Source organism: Bacillus sp. JJ783 (assembly GCF_036963225.1).
GTDB lineage: Bacteria > Bacillota > Bacilli > Bacillales > Bacillaceae_G > Bacillus_A > Bacillus_A cereus_U.
In genome coordinates this window covers 1-15414 of sequence record NZ_JBALMG010000109.1, presented here as the reverse complement: position 1 = coordinate 15414, position 15414 = coordinate 1, and the positions used below count along the sequence as shown (strand labels likewise).

Genomic DNA, 15414 nt, shown 5'->3' with positions numbered 1-15414 from the left:
CTATACTCATTAAATTATTTTTCGTTCTCTTCTTTTTCCTTATCAAACCATAATAGCTCATCGTCATCAACTTCACCATTATAATTGATTAGAATCTCTTCTCCCGCTTTTATATCTTTGTAAGCAAAGAAGTTAAATGTATGATTCTCAAAGACAATATCATACGTTGCATTCGGATTATATGCATGATTAAATAACATGCCGTATCCTAAAAGGAATGCCGTATGATTTACCCCATACTCAAATGCGTAGTCAGCAAGTAACGTTTTCTCAATGTGTTCATGCTGTTCATTCGGATAAGAGATAACTGGTGCTGAGTGTATCAACTCACCCTTTTTAATATCACGAGTTGCAAATACACCTCTATTAAATTCTCCATCACTAAGTTCAGAAGTCTTAACTTCAATCATATGTGTCACCTATATATTTCTTTCTTCGAAGTATTTTTCTCCTTAAGCTTGGCAGAAAACGCGGAGAAAAGCAATTAAATTCCTACCAAGTATAAAAAGGGCACATTATTGTGCTCTTTTTATGTGATATTCTATTAAGCCCCGCGCATCAATTATTTCAATTTAAATACCGCACTAACTGGGTTATGATCACTATTTTCAAACTTTAAGTCTTTCCCTTGTACATTTACAATTTCAACATTCGGTGAAACCATAAATCCATCAATAATAGTGACAAAGTTTTCATCTTCCACATATTTCTTCACATCATCCCTTACCGTCATAACAGATGGATCTACAGCCCATTGAAATCCTCCATCCGCAAAGTCCTTTGGTAACTCTACTAGCCATTCAGGACGCTCTTTCACAAACTTAGGATCACTTAATTGAACATTAGAAAGTAACTGGTTCCAATCCCCACCTAATATTACGTAATCACCATTTTGATAACACTTGTTCATATATTCTTTTAAATACTCTGCTTGTTGCTTTCTAATTTTTCCGCCCTCATCATAAGCAGATAAATGTACATTTACGAGCCTAACATACTTCCCATTATTAACAGGGATTTTATGTTCAACAATCGCTCGATCTAAATCGAATAAACGCTTCGGCCAAGGCTCCATTCCGGGTAGTTGGAACCGCGTTGCTGTTTGAACTGTATATTTAGAAAATGTACTTAATCCGCCCTCAGCATATCCCAGCGGTTTTGTGACTGGGACAGGAACCCACTTAGTATCGTAGTTCTTCCCAAATGACGAAGCATAATCAGATAATCCTTTTTTCAAAAACTCATGCTCATTTACATCAAATGATCGGTGGGATTTTATATCAACTTCTTGTAACAATGTAAAATCGCTATTCTCATTTTGTAAAAATGAAAGCATATTTTTTAAGTTTATTTCAGTCTGTTCTTTACTACTCGAACCAGAACCTTTTCCACCGTCCATAAAGAAGTCTTGATCCTTATCTAATCCAGCATATCCAATATTAAATGTTGTAACTTTAAATTCATTTCCTTGCTGCAGTACACGCTCTTTGTTATTTTCAACCTTTACGTCTAAAACATTCGCTGGCTGCTCTTTTGTAAGTGTCATATAAGCTAAAAATCCACCTAGAATACCAGCTACTATTAAAATAAATATTAATACTATTTTTAAAAATTTCTTCAAAACACATGACCCCTTTTTTTGTAAAATAACATTTTATTTTTCTGTATTTTCAGTTAAATAAAGACAGATTAAAGACACAAGAAATATTTTACCATAAAGAAAAATTCATATCATTATATTTAGCTAATAAATAATCGTTGTTTCTCTCACTGCAATTATCTTGAAATTCAATCATAACATTTAAGAAGACAAGACTGTAAAGCAATTACAATCCACAACAGAGAAATTGCAACTTCAAAGAATATACATATCCTACTTTTCGTTAACATATTTATTGGTAATCCAAAATAATATTTAGTACACTATAAATAGAACTTATAGGCGATGGAGTTCGCCGTAAATGCGAATTAGCTAATGACTCCTACCAGTATGACTACTGGTAGGAGTCTATTTTTTTTGAGTAAACTATTAGAGAGGTGAAGAAATTGAAATATATTATTGTTGGCATAGCTGGTATATTCGGAGCTCTTTCCCGTTATTATTTAGGTTTTACTATCGATACGCTTTGGCATCATGTATTACCACTCGCTACATTAACGATTAACTTAATTGGCTGTTTCTTACTTGCTTTGCTAACCACCTATATCGCTCGGTTAAACATCTTATCCTCCGAAGTTATTACTGGAATTGGAACCGGGTTTATCGGTTCATTTACGACATTTTCAACATTCAGCGTAGAAACTATACAGTTAATCAATCATTCATATTTTGGTATCGCATTTTTATATGTATCCTGCAGTATGCTAGGCGGTCTAATTATGTCTGGTCTTGGCTATAAACTTGGAGATTTTTTACTACAAAAACACCTTGAGGAAGGTGAAATATCATGATTAACGCTTTATTAGTAGCAACAGGAGGATTCTTCGGTGCCATTACACGATTTGCAATTAGTAATTGGTTTAAAGAAAGAAATAAAACTTCATTTCCAATTGCTACATTCCTCGTTAATATAACCGGAGCATTTTTACTCGGATATATAATTGGCAAAGGGATAACTACAAGCTGGCAATCATTATTAGGCACAGGATTTATGGGCGCCTTCACTACATTTTCAACGTTTAAATTAGAATCCGTTCAGCTTTTCAGCCGCAAAAAATTTGGCATACTATTTTTATATTTAAGCGCGACTTATATGATTGGTATCATCTTCGCATTCCTCGGGATGAAGTTAGGTGGCATATAAAAAAGCGACTCTTTTACCGGTCGCTTTCTTTCATAAAAAGTATGTTGCACCATATGGAATTGAAAACAAACCAGCTGGATACACATCATAATGTATACTTTGCACAGGAAGCTGTGAATACGACATATACTGGCTCTGCATCATTTGCGCTACTTGTGCTTGTTGTTGCATTTGAATGGCCTGATGCACTGCCTGAATTGTCATCTGTGCCCCGGCCACTGTAATAGCTGGTCCTACTTGTCTTCCAAGGTGAAAATAATGGTTCATCATTATTCAGCTCACTTTTTATTTTTCTTCCATATCATATGTCTCTATTTCATAGTAAGTGTTTTATCGCTCTTGCTTTTTTCGAAACATCGAGAAAAGTACTACAAATAAGATCGCAATAATCCCACTAAAGGCAAACAAATACGCTAATGGAATTAAGTAAAATGGTTCCACTAAAGTTCCATCTGGCTTCACTTCAGAACCAATTATATTAAACATAATTATACATAACACTCCTAAAAATATCGGACTAGACGCCAATAAATACTTTTTCTTCATCATAACTCCTCCTTTTTATACTCTAAAATGTCACCTGGCTGACACTCTAAAGCTTCACATATCTTCTCTAAAGTTGAGAATTTAATTGCTTTTGCTTTTCCATTTTTTAATATCGAGACATTCGCCATTGTAATTCCTAATTTCTCAGATAGCTCTGTCACACTCATTTTTCTTTTCGCTAACATTACATCGAGATTTACTACAATCGTCATAACAGAGCACCTCAAATCGTTAAGTCATTATCATCTTTTATTTCACTTGCTTTTCTAATTAAATGAGAAAGTAAGGAAGTAAAAATAGATATAACGACCGAGAAGAATAAAATAAGTAACAGAATAACTAAAACGCTCGTATGATAACTTCCAGCTACAAAAATATATAGTAATGCTCCGATATATAAAATCCCTTCAGTCATCGATAAAATGCTAATCCTCTTTAATCGATTCGCATTTTTCACAGTAAAGGATTTGTCTGAAGCAATCTCTGAACATATTTTCCACCCTAAAAATAAAGCGCTGAAAAATGGAATTCCTGTGATCCAAATGAACAGTACGAATGGCTTATATAGTCCCTTCAAACTTTCTGAAGATAACAATACCGCTCTTCCCGTTTCTGGCCCAATATATATGCAGAACAATAAACCAAAACATCCGCAAAGAATGATAATTAACTTTAACCATAATGACAATTCGTTTTGTTTCACAAAAACCCCCTCCTGACCTAACAGCATTTATCTATCGCTGTTTTTTCAACTTTGAAGTGATAAATCCAACTAGCAACACACCAATACCACTAAAGAACAATAGGTAGCTTACTGGTACTAGGAAAAAGAAAGGTTCTACAAGAAGCCCATTAGCCGCCACTTTACTAGTTGTACCGTGTATTAATAAACAGGTAACTCCTAACGATATTAGTACGATAGCTAATAAAAATTTATTTTTCATAATATATTCCCCTTTAATTTCACAATTAATTTTTCCGCATTCCTTTTGCTACCCTCATAATAAGCCCGACCACATTATAAGTCAACAACTATTTATCGTTTTACAATAAATAGTTGTTGTTTTGAACAACAAAAAAAGACTATAGACAATCATTATCTATAGCCTCTTCACTCTAAAATATTCTTTTTGGAACATACACATTCTTATCGCATTATGATAGTTGCCATCAACGAAGAACTCATCTTGAAGCTCACCTTCTACTATAAATCCGACCTTTTTATAAACGTGTACAGCTTTTTCATTCTCTTTATCGACAACTAAATATATTTTATGCATATTTAATACGGAAAAAGCGTAATCCATTGCTAAACGCGTTGCATCAGCTGCATAACCGTAACCTTGGTAACTCGGGTCAATAATAATTTGGAATTCAGTTCTACGGTGAATATAATCGATTTCTACTAATTCGACCAATCCAACCATCTCATTATCTTTCTCAACGATAAATCGGCGCTCACTTTGATCATGTATATGTTTATCGTATAAATCCTGCAGCTCCACAAATGCCTCATATGGCTCTTCAAACCAATACGACATAATATGCGCGTTATTATTAAGTTCGTGTACAAACTTTAAATCTTCCCGTTCTAAAGGACGTAATTTTAATTCCTGACTCATTTCCATAACCTCCAAAGTAAAAGAAACCTCTTCACTTAATTTCTCAATTTTTTTCGATTTCAAACGTCCTACTTACATTGTAAACTTTCAAGTAACTTGAAGGTCAAGGTGTAAAAAATAGTGCAAACTTATGCCTGCACTACTACTCTTTCTTCAAATCCCTCATATTGGATATGTATAAAGCAATAACTAAAACGAGAATAGACCCTGCATATAACAACGTCTCAACCGGTTCATCGTGAGACACGATAATTAATCGAATTAAAGCCGTAATCCCGATATAAATAAAATAACGTAACGGGAAATGATAATTTGATTTAAAATACTTAATAATTAATGCGATAAACTCGAAGTATAAGAAGTAGACAATGATGCTTTCAACTAACTTATACGGTGTGTATTTCTTCGCTGAAAATATGTATTGAATAAAAGTAATCGTCTCGTTAATTAAAAAGATAGATAAAACAATGGATAATATAATTAGAGCTATATTTAATATCCACTGCAAGATACTAGCAATAAAATGATCGATGTTAAATGATTTCATTTTCTCTTTAAACTCCCCTTCGTATAAGTACTTGTTCATTATAACAAACTTACAATTATAGGAGTGCTAAATCAAATATGATCGTCCTCTTTCACTAGCACTTCACCATTAGGATATCTTTGCTTAATATAGTCGCTTCCCCAATCGCAAAGTACTTTTAAAACTTCTTTTAATGATTGTCCCTGTTTCGTAAGAGAATACTCAACTTTCGGTGGTACTTGATTGTATACTTTTCTAGACACAAGCCCATCTTTTTCAAGCTCTTTCAATTGCTCAGTAAGCATTTTTTGCGTAATACCAGTGACCAATCGTTTTAACTCGCCCGTTAATGCGGGATAAAAATCAAACGACTTTATTATCTCTATACAAATAAGATTTAGCAAATAATGTTACTATCCCCTCAAAGGAAAAGAAACCTTATTTCAACTTTCCTATTGATAGGTTAACACGATAATTCCCGTACTCTAATAGTCGTCCTAGAAATTTATCTAAGTCTTCATTGGAAGCAAAATGTGTTTTTAATAAATAACATCCCTCACCACTTATACGGTCTACTTCAGAAATCCCTTCTTCTTTTTGAAAGAAATTCATAAACTCTTGATGATTAGCTGTTGTTACGAATAAAGTAACAAATGCAGTCACTACTTGTCCTAATTTGATTCGGTTTATTGCGATTGTATATTGTTCAATAATCCCTAAATCCTCTAATCTTCGAATTCGATTTCCTACAGCCTGCCCCGTCATATGTATTTTTTGACCAAGTTCTTTCCATTGTATTCTTGAGTTTTCTCCTAATAATTTCAGTATCTCAAAATCTGTTTGATCAATGATATAAACCAATCCTTTCATCGTGAAAGTAGAAAGCCAGAAAGTGTTTCGCCAACTTATTCTGCTTGTCGATACAATTCACTATACTTAGTTTATCCTCTTACATCACATTGTTTATCAGTTATATTTACTTATAACACAGAGGACGCAACAAAAAAATACATCTAGATTTAAAGGAGGTTACAAATATGTTATTACAAGAGATTTTATCGTTCAATGAACAATTTGTAGAAAATAAAGAATACGCTCCTCGTGAAGCGACAAAAATGCCTAAAAAACGTATGGTTGTTGTTTCTTGCATGGACGCTCGTTTAATTGAGCTACTTCCAAAAGCTTTAGATATACACGATGGTGATGCAAAAGTTATCAGAAATGCAGGTGGTAAAATTGCTTCTGCTTTCGATAGTGTTATGCAAAGTGTTGTCGCATCAGTATATGATCTAAATGCAGATGAAATCTTCCTTATCGGACACCAAAGATGTGGTGCGAGCCAAACTAATCCAAAAGGAACACTTCAAAAAATATTAGATCGTGGAGTAGCTTCACCAGAAATTTTATCAGCGATTGAATATGCTGGTGTTGACCTTGAAAAATGGTTATTTGGATTCGATGATGTCAACGGTTCAACTCAAGCTAATGTTGATTTAGTAAGAAATCATCCACTTATTCCAAAAGATGTTCCTGTACATGGTTTAGTTATTGATCCTCACACAGGTAAATTAGATTTAATAGTTGATGGATATAAAGCATTAAATGGTATGAAAAATTAATTATTACTTAAATGAAGGGAAGTTATTAGATATGAATAGACAAGAAGCTACGCAAAAAATTATGGAAGCAAAAATTGCAAAAGGTTTAACATGGGAAGAAATTTCAAAAGTAAGTGAAAACTCTGAGACTTGGGTTGTAACAGCGTTATTAGGACAAGCTACAATGACACGTCCAGAAGCAGAAAAAATCGGTAAACTATTAGAATTAGATGAAGAAGTAGTTCAAGCATTAACAGTAGTTCCACTTAGAGGTCAAGTAATGCAAATGCCTCCTACTGACCCAATCTTATATCGATTATATGAAATGATGTTACAATACGCACCAACTCTTAGAGAATTAATCCTAGAAAAAGCTGGCGAAGGTGTAATGAGTGCAATTAACTTCAATCTAGGTGTGGACACACAAGAAGATCCAAAAGGTGGCGACCCTCGTATCGTGATTACACTTAACGGGAAATTCTTACCGTTCCGTACATGGTAATTAATTAAAAATCTATCTATGTAATTAAAGTGATTTTATAGATTTACAAAATCCATCCTTTTTAATCTAGCTGTGTAGAAAGGATGGATTTTTACTATGAGATTCTTTTTATACAAGGGAGAATAATATGAATAAAAAATACGTCGATACGAGCTTTAGTATTCTACAGTGGTTTGTGTTTTTATTAGCAAATGCAATTGCATTGCCTATCATTATTGGTGGCATATTCCATTTATCAATAGAAGATATCTCAACATTAATGCAACGAACTTTTTTAGTTGTAGGAGTAAGTTCATTTATACAAGCATGGTTTGGGCATCGCTATCCCATAGCGGATGGGCCAGCCGGTTCATGGGTAAGTATATTTGTCATATTGGGACAAGTCGCTATGCATCAGGGACAAAGTGCAAAGGATGTATTACAACTTTTAGAAGGCGGATTAATTATTGCAGGTATATTACTCTTCGTCCTTGGTATAACAGGGCTTGTTCATCGAATTCTACGTTTATTTACACCCTTGGTTACAGGAACTTTTCTTTTAATATTATCTCTTCAGCTTAGTGGTGTGTTACTAAAAGGAATGATGGGATTACAAGGAGCTGTAACTCATCCTGATTATACAACGGCTGCTATTGCGCTCTTTGTTTTTGCCCTTATTACTTTCTTATCAATTAAAGGGAACGGATGGATGAAAAGTTACGCTGTGTTACTTGGAATTTCATGTGGTTGGCTTTTGTATGCTGTATTAGGAAAATCATCTCATATGCCTTCACACACACCGTTAGTTAAGTTACCAGAGCTATTTTCTTGGGGCACACCTAGATTCGATATCGGAATGGCTCTAACTGCAACTTTATTTACATTTCTTTTAGTTGCAAATACAATCGCTGCTATTTCGGCTGTAAAACAAGTGGCTCCGTTATCTAAAGAAAATGAAAAGCAAATACTGAACCGCGGCGTGTGGGCCGGAGGTATATCGCATATTATCTCGTCGTTGTTTTCTACAATTGGAATTGTACCATTACCTGCATCAGCAGGATTCATTCAACTAACAGGACAAAGAAAAGTGAAGTCGTTCCTTATAGCAAGTCTTATATTAGCAGGAATTTCTTTTATTCCTTCAATTGTAAACTTTATATCCTTGCTACCAGGTCCTATTGCTAATGCCGCACTTTTAGCAACATTTGTCCAAGTAATAGGCATTTCATTTCAATCCATTTTACGTGAAGAATTAAATCAACGCCGATTAACTATATTAGGAATTTCATTATTAATCAGTTTGGGAATAATGTTTCTTCCAGAAAGTGCATTTAGCGGAATTCCTTCTTCCTTACAATATGTTTTAAGTAATGGATTACTTGTGGGTACCATGCTTGTCATTCTATTGGAACAGTTTTGGAAAGAGTAAAATTTGTGACTAAGTAAAAAAGCGCCTTGCTTACAGGGCGCCTTTTTATACCTAATGACTAATACTAGCAGTTGGGTATAATGTTGTTCCTCCAATTGAAACTTTTATTTCATTTGTTAATGGAACATTTTGTTCATTAATAATTGTTCTCCACCATTCCCATGCAAGACCAGTACATTCTCTTGCTACGATTTTTATATTTTTTGAATTTGGTGGAAGAGGGATAACTGTAGAGTAATGAGCCGTTTTGTCTTTGCCGCTACCATCCCATGTTTTATGTGTTAGTACTTCTTTACCATTTTGATCAAATGTGAATTCATCCCAAGATACATCAAATTGCGCAACGTAAGCACCGTAATGATCCAGTGTCATTTTAGCACTTGAATATTCTGTAGTTGTCGTCTCGATATAATCTGTATTGTTATGAACAGCAGCAGTTGCATTATCTTTTAAAAAAGTACTTGTATATGAAATTGGGTATGCTGGATTTTTAAGACTTAATTCAGCATTATCTTTAATGATATTTCGGATTTCATTGAAATCTTTAGTAACAACCTTGTTATGCTCTTTCGCATCTCCGCCTAATACTACAGCAGTAAAAGTACTTTCTTCAAAAATATCTTTGTACTGTCCATTCGTTTCGACGCTGTTATTCTTAAGTAAGGCTTTAAAAGCAGCTTGTACATCTTTGCTCTTAGATGTTGTTTCTAATTTTACATAAACAGTTCTACCATAAGCTACATTTGAGACCATAACAGGTGGGGCCGAATTACTTACACCTTTACGAGTTAACTCACCAAAAGTAACACTATTATCAAAAAGATCGGATGGATTGTTAGGTAGTTCAGCACTTACGGTATAAAATATTTGCTTATATGCCGCTACCATCACTTTTTTCTCTCCATTTGCAACCGCATTAAAATCAATGTTTAGACTGTTATCAAGATATTTAGCGTTAACGTTAAGGGCACTTGCGATTTGTGATTTACTATAAACCATAGATTCTGTATACTGCATTCTTGCAGGTAACGTATGTGTTTTAGAATACTTTTCATTCCAAGTAGATACTAAATCATCTACTGCTCCAGCCACATTACCATATGTCGGATTTTGGACAGTAATTGTATTTTCTTTTCTCATGCCAGGTAAGTCTATACTAATATTCAAAGGCTTTCTCTTAGCCACTAATAAACTCGGTTGATTGTCTGCAAAAGCTTTATTTGCAAGTTGTACCGCTCCTGGATACGTACGATTCGCCACAGAATCAATAATCGAAATATCGACTGGTGAAGTTGTAAGTGATTTTTTCTCGCGTTCCACTACTACAAATTTACCATTTGAACTGATACTTTCTTTCGGAACAAAACTCTCTACTTTATCACCATTTACAGCTAAAACCCCTTGATTATTATATTTAAGATTTGCTATACCAGTATCAATGCCACTAGCATTTTTGGTTACATCAGTTGTATTACCTGCTTGTGTTTCTGCGAAGGAAATAGATGAATAATTAATAGTGCATAGACTAACTAATAAACACGCAAGGAACTTTCTTCTTTTAGTGTTTTTCTTAATATTCAGAAAAATCACCCCGTTCTTTTTTTAGTAAGATATGATAATGATTGATAAATGATAGCTAACTAATAAACCTACATAAATGCTTTCAAAAGTTCTTGAATTAACGGGATTACGCCACCTACAAATTTCAAAACTGCCATTGCGATTTCCATATTATTTCCTCCTTTTTTATTGCTACGAAAATGTGATTTATCTTTATGCCCTCATTATAGTGACCCCTTACACTTTTATCAATACACTCTTATATGCAATATTACATACAAAAAAAACAAGCTGAATTCTTATAAAAAGTTATACAGAGATAAATTTTTCGTTTGGTAAATACTTGAAAATGCGAAGCGTTCCTTTGCATTTCATGAGTAATTTACAAGTTTATTGTTGGAAGCATCGCAGGACCGGAAGTAATGAAATACATGTAGGACTGTTACGAGCAGCCAGAAATATTAAGAGTTATCATGGGCAACCGCATTAAAAAAAGCTGCTGCCTATAAAATACAGACAGCAACTTCAACTAGAGTAGCAGGCATGATTTACACAAGCTACAGTATTTTTTGACATACTCATTTTTCACATTTTGTAACTAATAAACAGCGATTGGCCCATAAGGACCTTTGATAATTTCAATTTTCGTTTCAAAAATATCTGTTAAAATTGTTGGGTCCATAACCTCTTCTACTGTTCCAAAAGCAGCAATTTGTCCATCCTTCATAGCACAAATTTTATCCGAATATTTGGCTGCAAAATTTATGTCATGCATAACCGTCAAAATTGTTCTTCCAAATTCATTAGCTGCACGTCTCAAATGCTCCATCATTTGAACAGAACGAGCAACATCAAGGTTGTTCAGAGGCTCGTCCAAAAGTACATATTCAGTCTCTTGGCACAATACCATCGCTACATATGCCCTTTGTCTTTGACCACCAGAAAGCTCATCTAAATATCTATTCTCTAAATTAGTTAAATCTAGAAAATCGATATATTTAGAAATAATAGATTCATCCTCTTTAGTTAATCTTCCCTTTGAATAAGGAAAGCGCCCAAATCCAACTAATTGTCTAACAGTAAGCCTAGTTACAAAATGATTCTCTTGTCGCAATATAGTCAAAACTTTTGCTAAGTCTTTTGATTTGGATTCAGAAACATCCATATTCGCTACCTGAATTTGGCCTTCATCCATATCTAAAAGTCTTCCAATCATCAATAGTGTCGTTGACTTTCCAGCGCCATTTGGTCCAATTAAAGAAGTAAAGCCCGCTTTTGGTATTTCAATATCCAAAGGTCCTATTTTCACCTTATCAGTATAGAACTTTTTAACATTATCAATTTTTATCATAAAGCCCTCTTCCTTAAAACTATAGTTAAGAATATTATTCCACCAAATAATTCAATAATAACTGAAACTACACCTTGAGCATGGAATACATGATACATTAAAAAGTATGCACTCGTCATTATCAAAAATCCTATAGCAAAAGCCATTGGAAAAATATATCTATGATCATAAGTTGACGCCGCCTGATAACTCAAAGTTGCTACTAAAAAGCCATAGAAAGTAAGTGGCCCAATTAGAGCTGTTGAAATGGACATCAAAATAGCAACTAATACAAGCGTATAAATTACACTAGGTTGATATTTAACTCCAAAAGAAGTAGCAACATCCTTTCCTAGTGACAAAACATTCAAATTCTTAGAATGAGCAAAAATTAATACTGCTATAATTATGACCATAGGAATTACAATAGGAAAATATGCAGGATCTGCATGATTAACAGAACCAAATAATCTTGCTTGTAAAATATCAAATTCTGAAGGCGCAAGTAGTTTTCTCATGAAAGTTGACACAGCATTTAGCCCGGTACCAATAATAATTCCAACTAAAAGCATAAGTTGTAAATTCCCGTATTTACCGGAAAGTAACCATCCATAAAGTATCAAACTCATGACGACCATAACAACAACTTGGAATAGAAATGATCCAATTCCATTAAAATTTATCAATGCACTAGCACCAAAGAAGAATATTGTACTCGTTTGAATTGCTGAATAAAGTGATTCGAAACCTAAAAGCGAAGGAGTAATAATCTTATTATTCGTAATAGATTGGAAAGCAACTGTCGACAAGCTATGGCAAACTGCAGCAATAATCATTGCAACAATAGCTACTATCCTTCTCTTAACAACTGGAATAAAAGAAGGTGAATCTATCGGAACTGGATTGTTATAAACTAAAAGTCCATATGAAGAAAGAAGACCTAAAGCAATCAATGTTATCAGTAAAATCCAATAACGTCTTGCTTCCTTCTTAGAACGAAAAGCACTAGCTGATCTATTTTCATTATGAAGGCTAGAATCGATTTCGACATTTTCTTTATTTTTATATTCTAATGTGATCATCGTAGCCTCCTTGGTTTTCTTTGCCTCAATAAAATAGTAATAAACACGACTGCTCCCACTGTTGCAAGTATTAAAGAAACAGGTACTTCAAAAGGCTTTATAATTGTTCGAGAAATGATGTCACAGGCAGTTATTGTCCCCATTCCGATCAAACATACCCAAGGTAAATTACCCCTAAGATCATCACCTCTAAACATGGAAACAATATTTGGAACAATTAATCCCAAGAAAGGTAAGTTTCCAATAACAGCTGCAACAATTCCAACTGCAACAGAGATAAGAGCAGTGCCAAAAAGAACAATTCTATTGTAATTAACTCCAAGGCTTGTTGCGACATCTTCTCCTAGTCCAGCTAAAGTCAATCTATTAGCATACATAAAAATAAGCAAAGTAATGATAACAATCAGCCATAAATATTCATATCTTCCCACCTGAATGTTAGCAAATGAACCTACAAACCAAGTTTCAATACTTTGTGTCATTTGAAAAAGGAGCCCCATAAAAGTAGACACTGCAGAAATAACTGCTCCAAGCATCAATCCAATAATCGGGACAATTAAAGAAGAACGAAGTTTAACTCTTCTTAAAAATAAAAAGAAAATCATAGTTCCTATAAAAGAAAAAATGATTGCACCAGTCATTCTTTGCACTAAAGTCGGGGCAGGGAATAATAAATATACAAAAAGCAGGCCTAAGCCTGACCATTCAATAGTCCCCGTTGTAGTAGGTTCAACAAAGCGATTCTGTGTAATGAGTTGCATTACGAGCCCTGCCATCGCCATTGCAGCTCCAGTAAGCATTAATGCAACTGTTCTCGGAACACGAGTTATGAAAAACATCTCCATTCCATCCTCTTGTCCACGTATATCATAAACTCCAGTAAACAGTGATATAATCCCTAAAATTATAACAACTATAATCGCTATTATAAAAGGTTTTGTCCATAATTTATTGTGATTATAAAACTGGGGTTGAGAAATATTCTCAACCCTAGAAATTATATTTTTTGACACTGTTTCGTACTCCTTTACACTACTTAGCTAAAGTTTTTGCAAGATTTCCAAACAACTCTATATAAGTCTGAATTGATTCATTTGTGTAAGTATCTTCTGGTGCATAAACAACTTGTTTTTTAGAAACAGCAGTTGTGTTTTGAAGAGCTGGTGATTTAGAAATAACATCCTTAGCAGGTGTTGAAGTAGCTGCATCAGATGTTGCAGCATCACGATCTAATACGAAAAGCCAATCAGGATTTGTTTGTGCAATAGCTTCAACAGAAACGTCATCACCTTTATGACCTGCAGTAGAATTTGAAACTTCTAGTGCTGGAACCCAACCGAAAATTTCATACATTGGTCCCCAAACGCGACCAGAGTGAGGCGCAGCAAAACCAATATTCCCACCAGTAACGATAACACTCATAACTTTATCTTTTCCGTTATAAGCAGATTTTGCAGTTTCAATAGATTTATCAAAATCAGCCACTAATTTTTTAGCTTCTTTATCTTTATCAAAGATTTTTCCTAAAGTAATTGTAGAATCTTTAAGTCCTTTTACTAAGTTTTTCCCAGGCGTAGTAGATTTCTCAGAAACATCAAAATTAAGATCAATAACAGCTGCATTTGGCACTAATTTTTTGATCTCTTCGTAATGATCAGCAAATCTTTGACCAACGATTACAAGTTCAGGGTTTGCAGCTGCAATAATTTCAAGATTGGGTTCACGGTGATTCCCAATATTTTCAACTGAATTATCCTTTTTATATGCTGAATCTGCAGGCATGATATCCTTTGGAGCAGCCGCTAATTTAATTCCCCAATCAGCTAAAGTTTCAAAAGTTCTGTTATCCAAAGCAACTACATTCTTTGGGTTTACAGGGACTTTAACAGTTCCATGAGCATCAGTGATTTCAATCGTCTTTTGCTTATCACTACTATTACCTTTATTAGCCTTTGAAGTTTCTTTACTTGAATCTGAGCAAGCTACTAACATTAAAGTGAAAATTGCTAGAATACTTACTAATTTTAAAAGCATAGTTTTTTTCATACGTATACTCCTTATAATGTAATTTAGTTTGAAAATGATAACGTCCATAGATTAAATTAGATAGTAACTTTTATGCATCTAAATTGCTATTGATAATCATTTTCATTTGAACATCCTGTAAATAAGTATAGTCATTAATTATGTGAAAATCTTGTGAATGGTGTGAGTTAATAAAATTAAACATAAATTAGATACGGTCTCAACTAATGCGCACCAGAGTCATCCCCCACACGTACTAACCAATAGATTGGCACCTTATAAACCATGATTTCTACTGCAAAAAAAATGCCCATTAATAGCTAATATTTTCATAATCCATTGCCTGATAGAAATATTTTTTTTATAGTTTCCGTCTTTTATTATTTCTCAGAAACTATTTGATTATCAGAT

At 34.0% G+C, this 15414-nt stretch carries 21 protein-coding genes and 1 riboswitch; of the genes, 5 read left to right on the top strand and 16 right to left on the bottom strand.

Annotation, left to right across the window (positions count from 1 at the left end; all coding sequences use genetic code 11):
* Nucleotides 1–14: 14 nt before the first annotated feature.
* Together V7038_RS21815 and V7038_RS21810 are read right to left on the bottom strand one after the other, a co-directional pair.
* Nucleotides 15–410, bottom strand: coding sequence for an SET domain-containing protein (locus V7038_RS21815; RefSeq protein ID WP_000573650.1), 396 nt, complete (start codon nucleotides 408–410; stop codon nucleotides 15–17).
* Nucleotides 411–562: 152 nt separating this feature from the next.
* Nucleotides 563–1621 (bottom strand): endonuclease/exonuclease/phosphatase family protein, encoded by a 1059-nt coding sequence (locus V7038_RS21810; protein WP_002112772.1) that lies wholly within the window; start codon nucleotides 1619–1621, stop codon nucleotides 563–565.
* 311 nt (nucleotides 1622–1932) lie between these two features.
* Nucleotides 1933–1992, top strand: a riboswitch (Fluoride riboswitch).
* A gap of 54 nt (nucleotides 1993–2046) precedes the next feature.
* Between V7038_RS21810 and crcB (V7038_RS21805) the strand changes: the two genes are divergently transcribed.
* Both crcB (V7038_RS21805) and crcB (V7038_RS21800) read left to right on the top strand, forming a co-directional pair.
* Entirely contained in the window at nucleotides 2047–2451 is a 405-nt protein-coding gene (gene crcB / locus V7038_RS21805) for a fluoride efflux transporter CrcB (protein ID WP_002198900.1), read from the top strand.
* Nucleotides 2448–2804 (top strand): fluoride efflux transporter CrcB, encoded by a 357-nt coding sequence (gene crcB / locus V7038_RS21800; RefSeq protein ID WP_002112774.1) that lies wholly within the window; start codon nucleotides 2448–2450, stop codon nucleotides 2802–2804. The genes crcB (V7038_RS21805) and crcB (V7038_RS21800) overlap by 4 nt, the downstream gene beginning before the upstream one ends.
* A 30-nt stretch (nucleotides 2805–2834) precedes the next feature.
* On the opposite strand, the gene V7038_RS21795 is transcribed toward crcB (V7038_RS21800), so the two are convergent.
* The 9 genes from V7038_RS21795 to V7038_RS21755 all read right to left on the bottom strand — a co-directional run bounded on the left by V7038_RS21795 (nucleotide 2835) and on the right by V7038_RS21755 (nucleotide 6368).
* A complete protein-coding gene (locus V7038_RS21795; RefSeq protein WP_335695627.1) occupies nucleotides 2835–3074 on the bottom strand; it encodes a DUF3947 family protein in 240 nt (79 codons plus the stop codon).
* Between the two features lie 60 nt (nucleotides 3075–3134).
* Entirely contained in the window at nucleotides 3135–3350 is a 216-nt protein-coding gene (locus V7038_RS21790) for a DUF3955 domain-containing protein (protein ID WP_002112777.1), read from the bottom strand.
* Nucleotides 3350–3562, bottom strand: coding sequence for a helix-turn-helix domain-containing protein (locus V7038_RS21785; protein ID WP_002112778.1), 213 nt, complete (start codon nucleotides 3560–3562; stop codon nucleotides 3350–3352). The genes V7038_RS21790 and V7038_RS21785 overlap by 1 nt, the downstream gene beginning before the upstream one ends.
* An 11-nt stretch (nucleotides 3563–3573) precedes the next feature.
* On the bottom strand, nucleotides 3574–4053 hold the full coding sequence (locus V7038_RS21780; protein WP_002198897.1) for a DUF2975 domain-containing protein: 480 nt from the start codon (nucleotides 4051–4053) through the stop codon (nucleotides 3574–3576).
* Nucleotides 4054–4084: 31 nt separating this feature from the next.
* Nucleotides 4085–4294 (bottom strand): DUF3955 domain-containing protein, encoded by a 210-nt coding sequence (locus tag V7038_RS21775; protein ID WP_002112780.1) that lies wholly within the window; start codon nucleotides 4292–4294, stop codon nucleotides 4085–4087.
* A 156-nt stretch (nucleotides 4295–4450) separates the two neighbouring features.
* Nucleotides 4451–4972: a spermidine N1-acetyltransferase gene (gene speG, locus V7038_RS21770; protein ID WP_002112781.1), complete on the bottom strand. Its 522-nt coding sequence runs from the start codon at nucleotides 4970–4972 to the stop codon at nucleotides 4451–4453.
* Between the two features lie 142 nt (nucleotides 4973–5114).
* Nucleotides 5115–5519 carry a phosphate-starvation-inducible protein PsiE gene (gene psiE, locus V7038_RS21765; protein ID WP_002112782.1) on the bottom strand — a complete coding sequence of 135 codons (405 nt, stop codon included), beginning with the start codon at nucleotides 5517–5519 and terminating at the stop codon, nucleotides 5115–5117.
* Between the two features lie 71 nt (nucleotides 5520–5590).
* Nucleotides 5591–5902, bottom strand: a complete 312-nt coding sequence (locus tag V7038_RS21760; RefSeq protein ID WP_335695626.1) for a winged helix-turn-helix transcriptional regulator — start codon at nucleotides 5900–5902, stop codon at nucleotides 5591–5593.
* Nucleotides 5903–5936: 34 nt separating this feature from the next.
* Nucleotides 5937–6368 (bottom strand): Lrp/AsnC family transcriptional regulator, encoded by a 432-nt coding sequence (locus tag V7038_RS21755; RefSeq protein ID WP_002089514.1) that lies wholly within the window; start codon nucleotides 6366–6368, stop codon nucleotides 5937–5939.
* Nucleotides 6369–6535: 167 nt separating this feature from the next.
* On the opposite strand from V7038_RS21755, the gene V7038_RS21750 reads away from it, so the two are divergent.
* From V7038_RS21750 to V7038_RS21740, 3 genes are all read left to right on the top strand, one after another.
* Nucleotides 6536–7117: a beta-class carbonic anhydrase gene (locus V7038_RS21750; RefSeq protein ID WP_000926491.1), complete on the top strand. Its 582-nt coding sequence runs from the start codon at nucleotides 6536–6538 to the stop codon at nucleotides 7115–7117.
* Nucleotides 7118–7148: 31 nt separating this feature from the next.
* Nucleotides 7149–7598 (top strand): cyanase, encoded by a 450-nt coding sequence (gene cynS, locus V7038_RS21745; protein WP_001081567.1) that lies wholly within the window; start codon nucleotides 7149–7151, stop codon nucleotides 7596–7598.
* 127 nt (nucleotides 7599–7725) lie between these two features.
* A complete protein-coding gene (locus V7038_RS21740) occupies nucleotides 7726–9006 on the top strand; it encodes a purine/pyrimidine permease (RefSeq protein WP_070179018.1) in 1281 nt (426 codons plus the stop codon).
* 51 nt (nucleotides 9007–9057) lie between these two features.
* Here V7038_RS21740 and alo read toward each other — a convergent pair whose 3' ends face one another.
* The 5 genes from alo to V7038_RS21715 all read right to left on the bottom strand — a co-directional run bounded on the left by alo (nucleotide 9058) and on the right by V7038_RS21715 (nucleotide 15024).
* A complete protein-coding gene (gene alo, locus V7038_RS21735; protein WP_002112786.1) occupies nucleotides 9058–10596 on the bottom strand; it encodes an anthrolysin O/cereolysin O family cholesterol-dependent cytolysin Alo in 1539 nt (512 codons plus the stop codon).
* 568 nt (nucleotides 10597–11164) lie between these two features.
* Nucleotides 11165–11917 (bottom strand): iron ABC transporter ATP-binding protein, encoded by a 753-nt coding sequence (locus tag V7038_RS21730; RefSeq protein ID WP_002112787.1) that lies wholly within the window; start codon nucleotides 11915–11917, stop codon nucleotides 11165–11167.
* Nucleotides 11914–12978 carry an iron chelate uptake ABC transporter family permease subunit gene (locus V7038_RS21725; protein ID WP_070129154.1) on the bottom strand — a complete coding sequence of 355 codons (1065 nt, stop codon included), beginning with the start codon at nucleotides 12976–12978 and terminating at the stop codon, nucleotides 11914–11916. Before V7038_RS21725 ends, V7038_RS21730 begins: the two co-directional genes overlap by 4 nt.
* Nucleotides 12975–13991 (bottom strand): ABC transporter permease, encoded by a 1017-nt coding sequence (locus V7038_RS21720; protein ID WP_002112789.1) that lies wholly within the window; start codon nucleotides 13989–13991, stop codon nucleotides 12975–12977. The genes V7038_RS21725 and V7038_RS21720 overlap by 4 nt, the downstream gene beginning before the upstream one ends.
* Nucleotides 13992–14010: 19 nt before the next feature.
* Nucleotides 14011–15024, bottom strand: a complete 1014-nt coding sequence (locus tag V7038_RS21715; protein WP_002112790.1) for a siderophore ABC transporter substrate-binding protein — start codon at nucleotides 15022–15024, stop codon at nucleotides 14011–14013.
* Nucleotides 15025–15414: the final 390 nt, after the last annotated feature.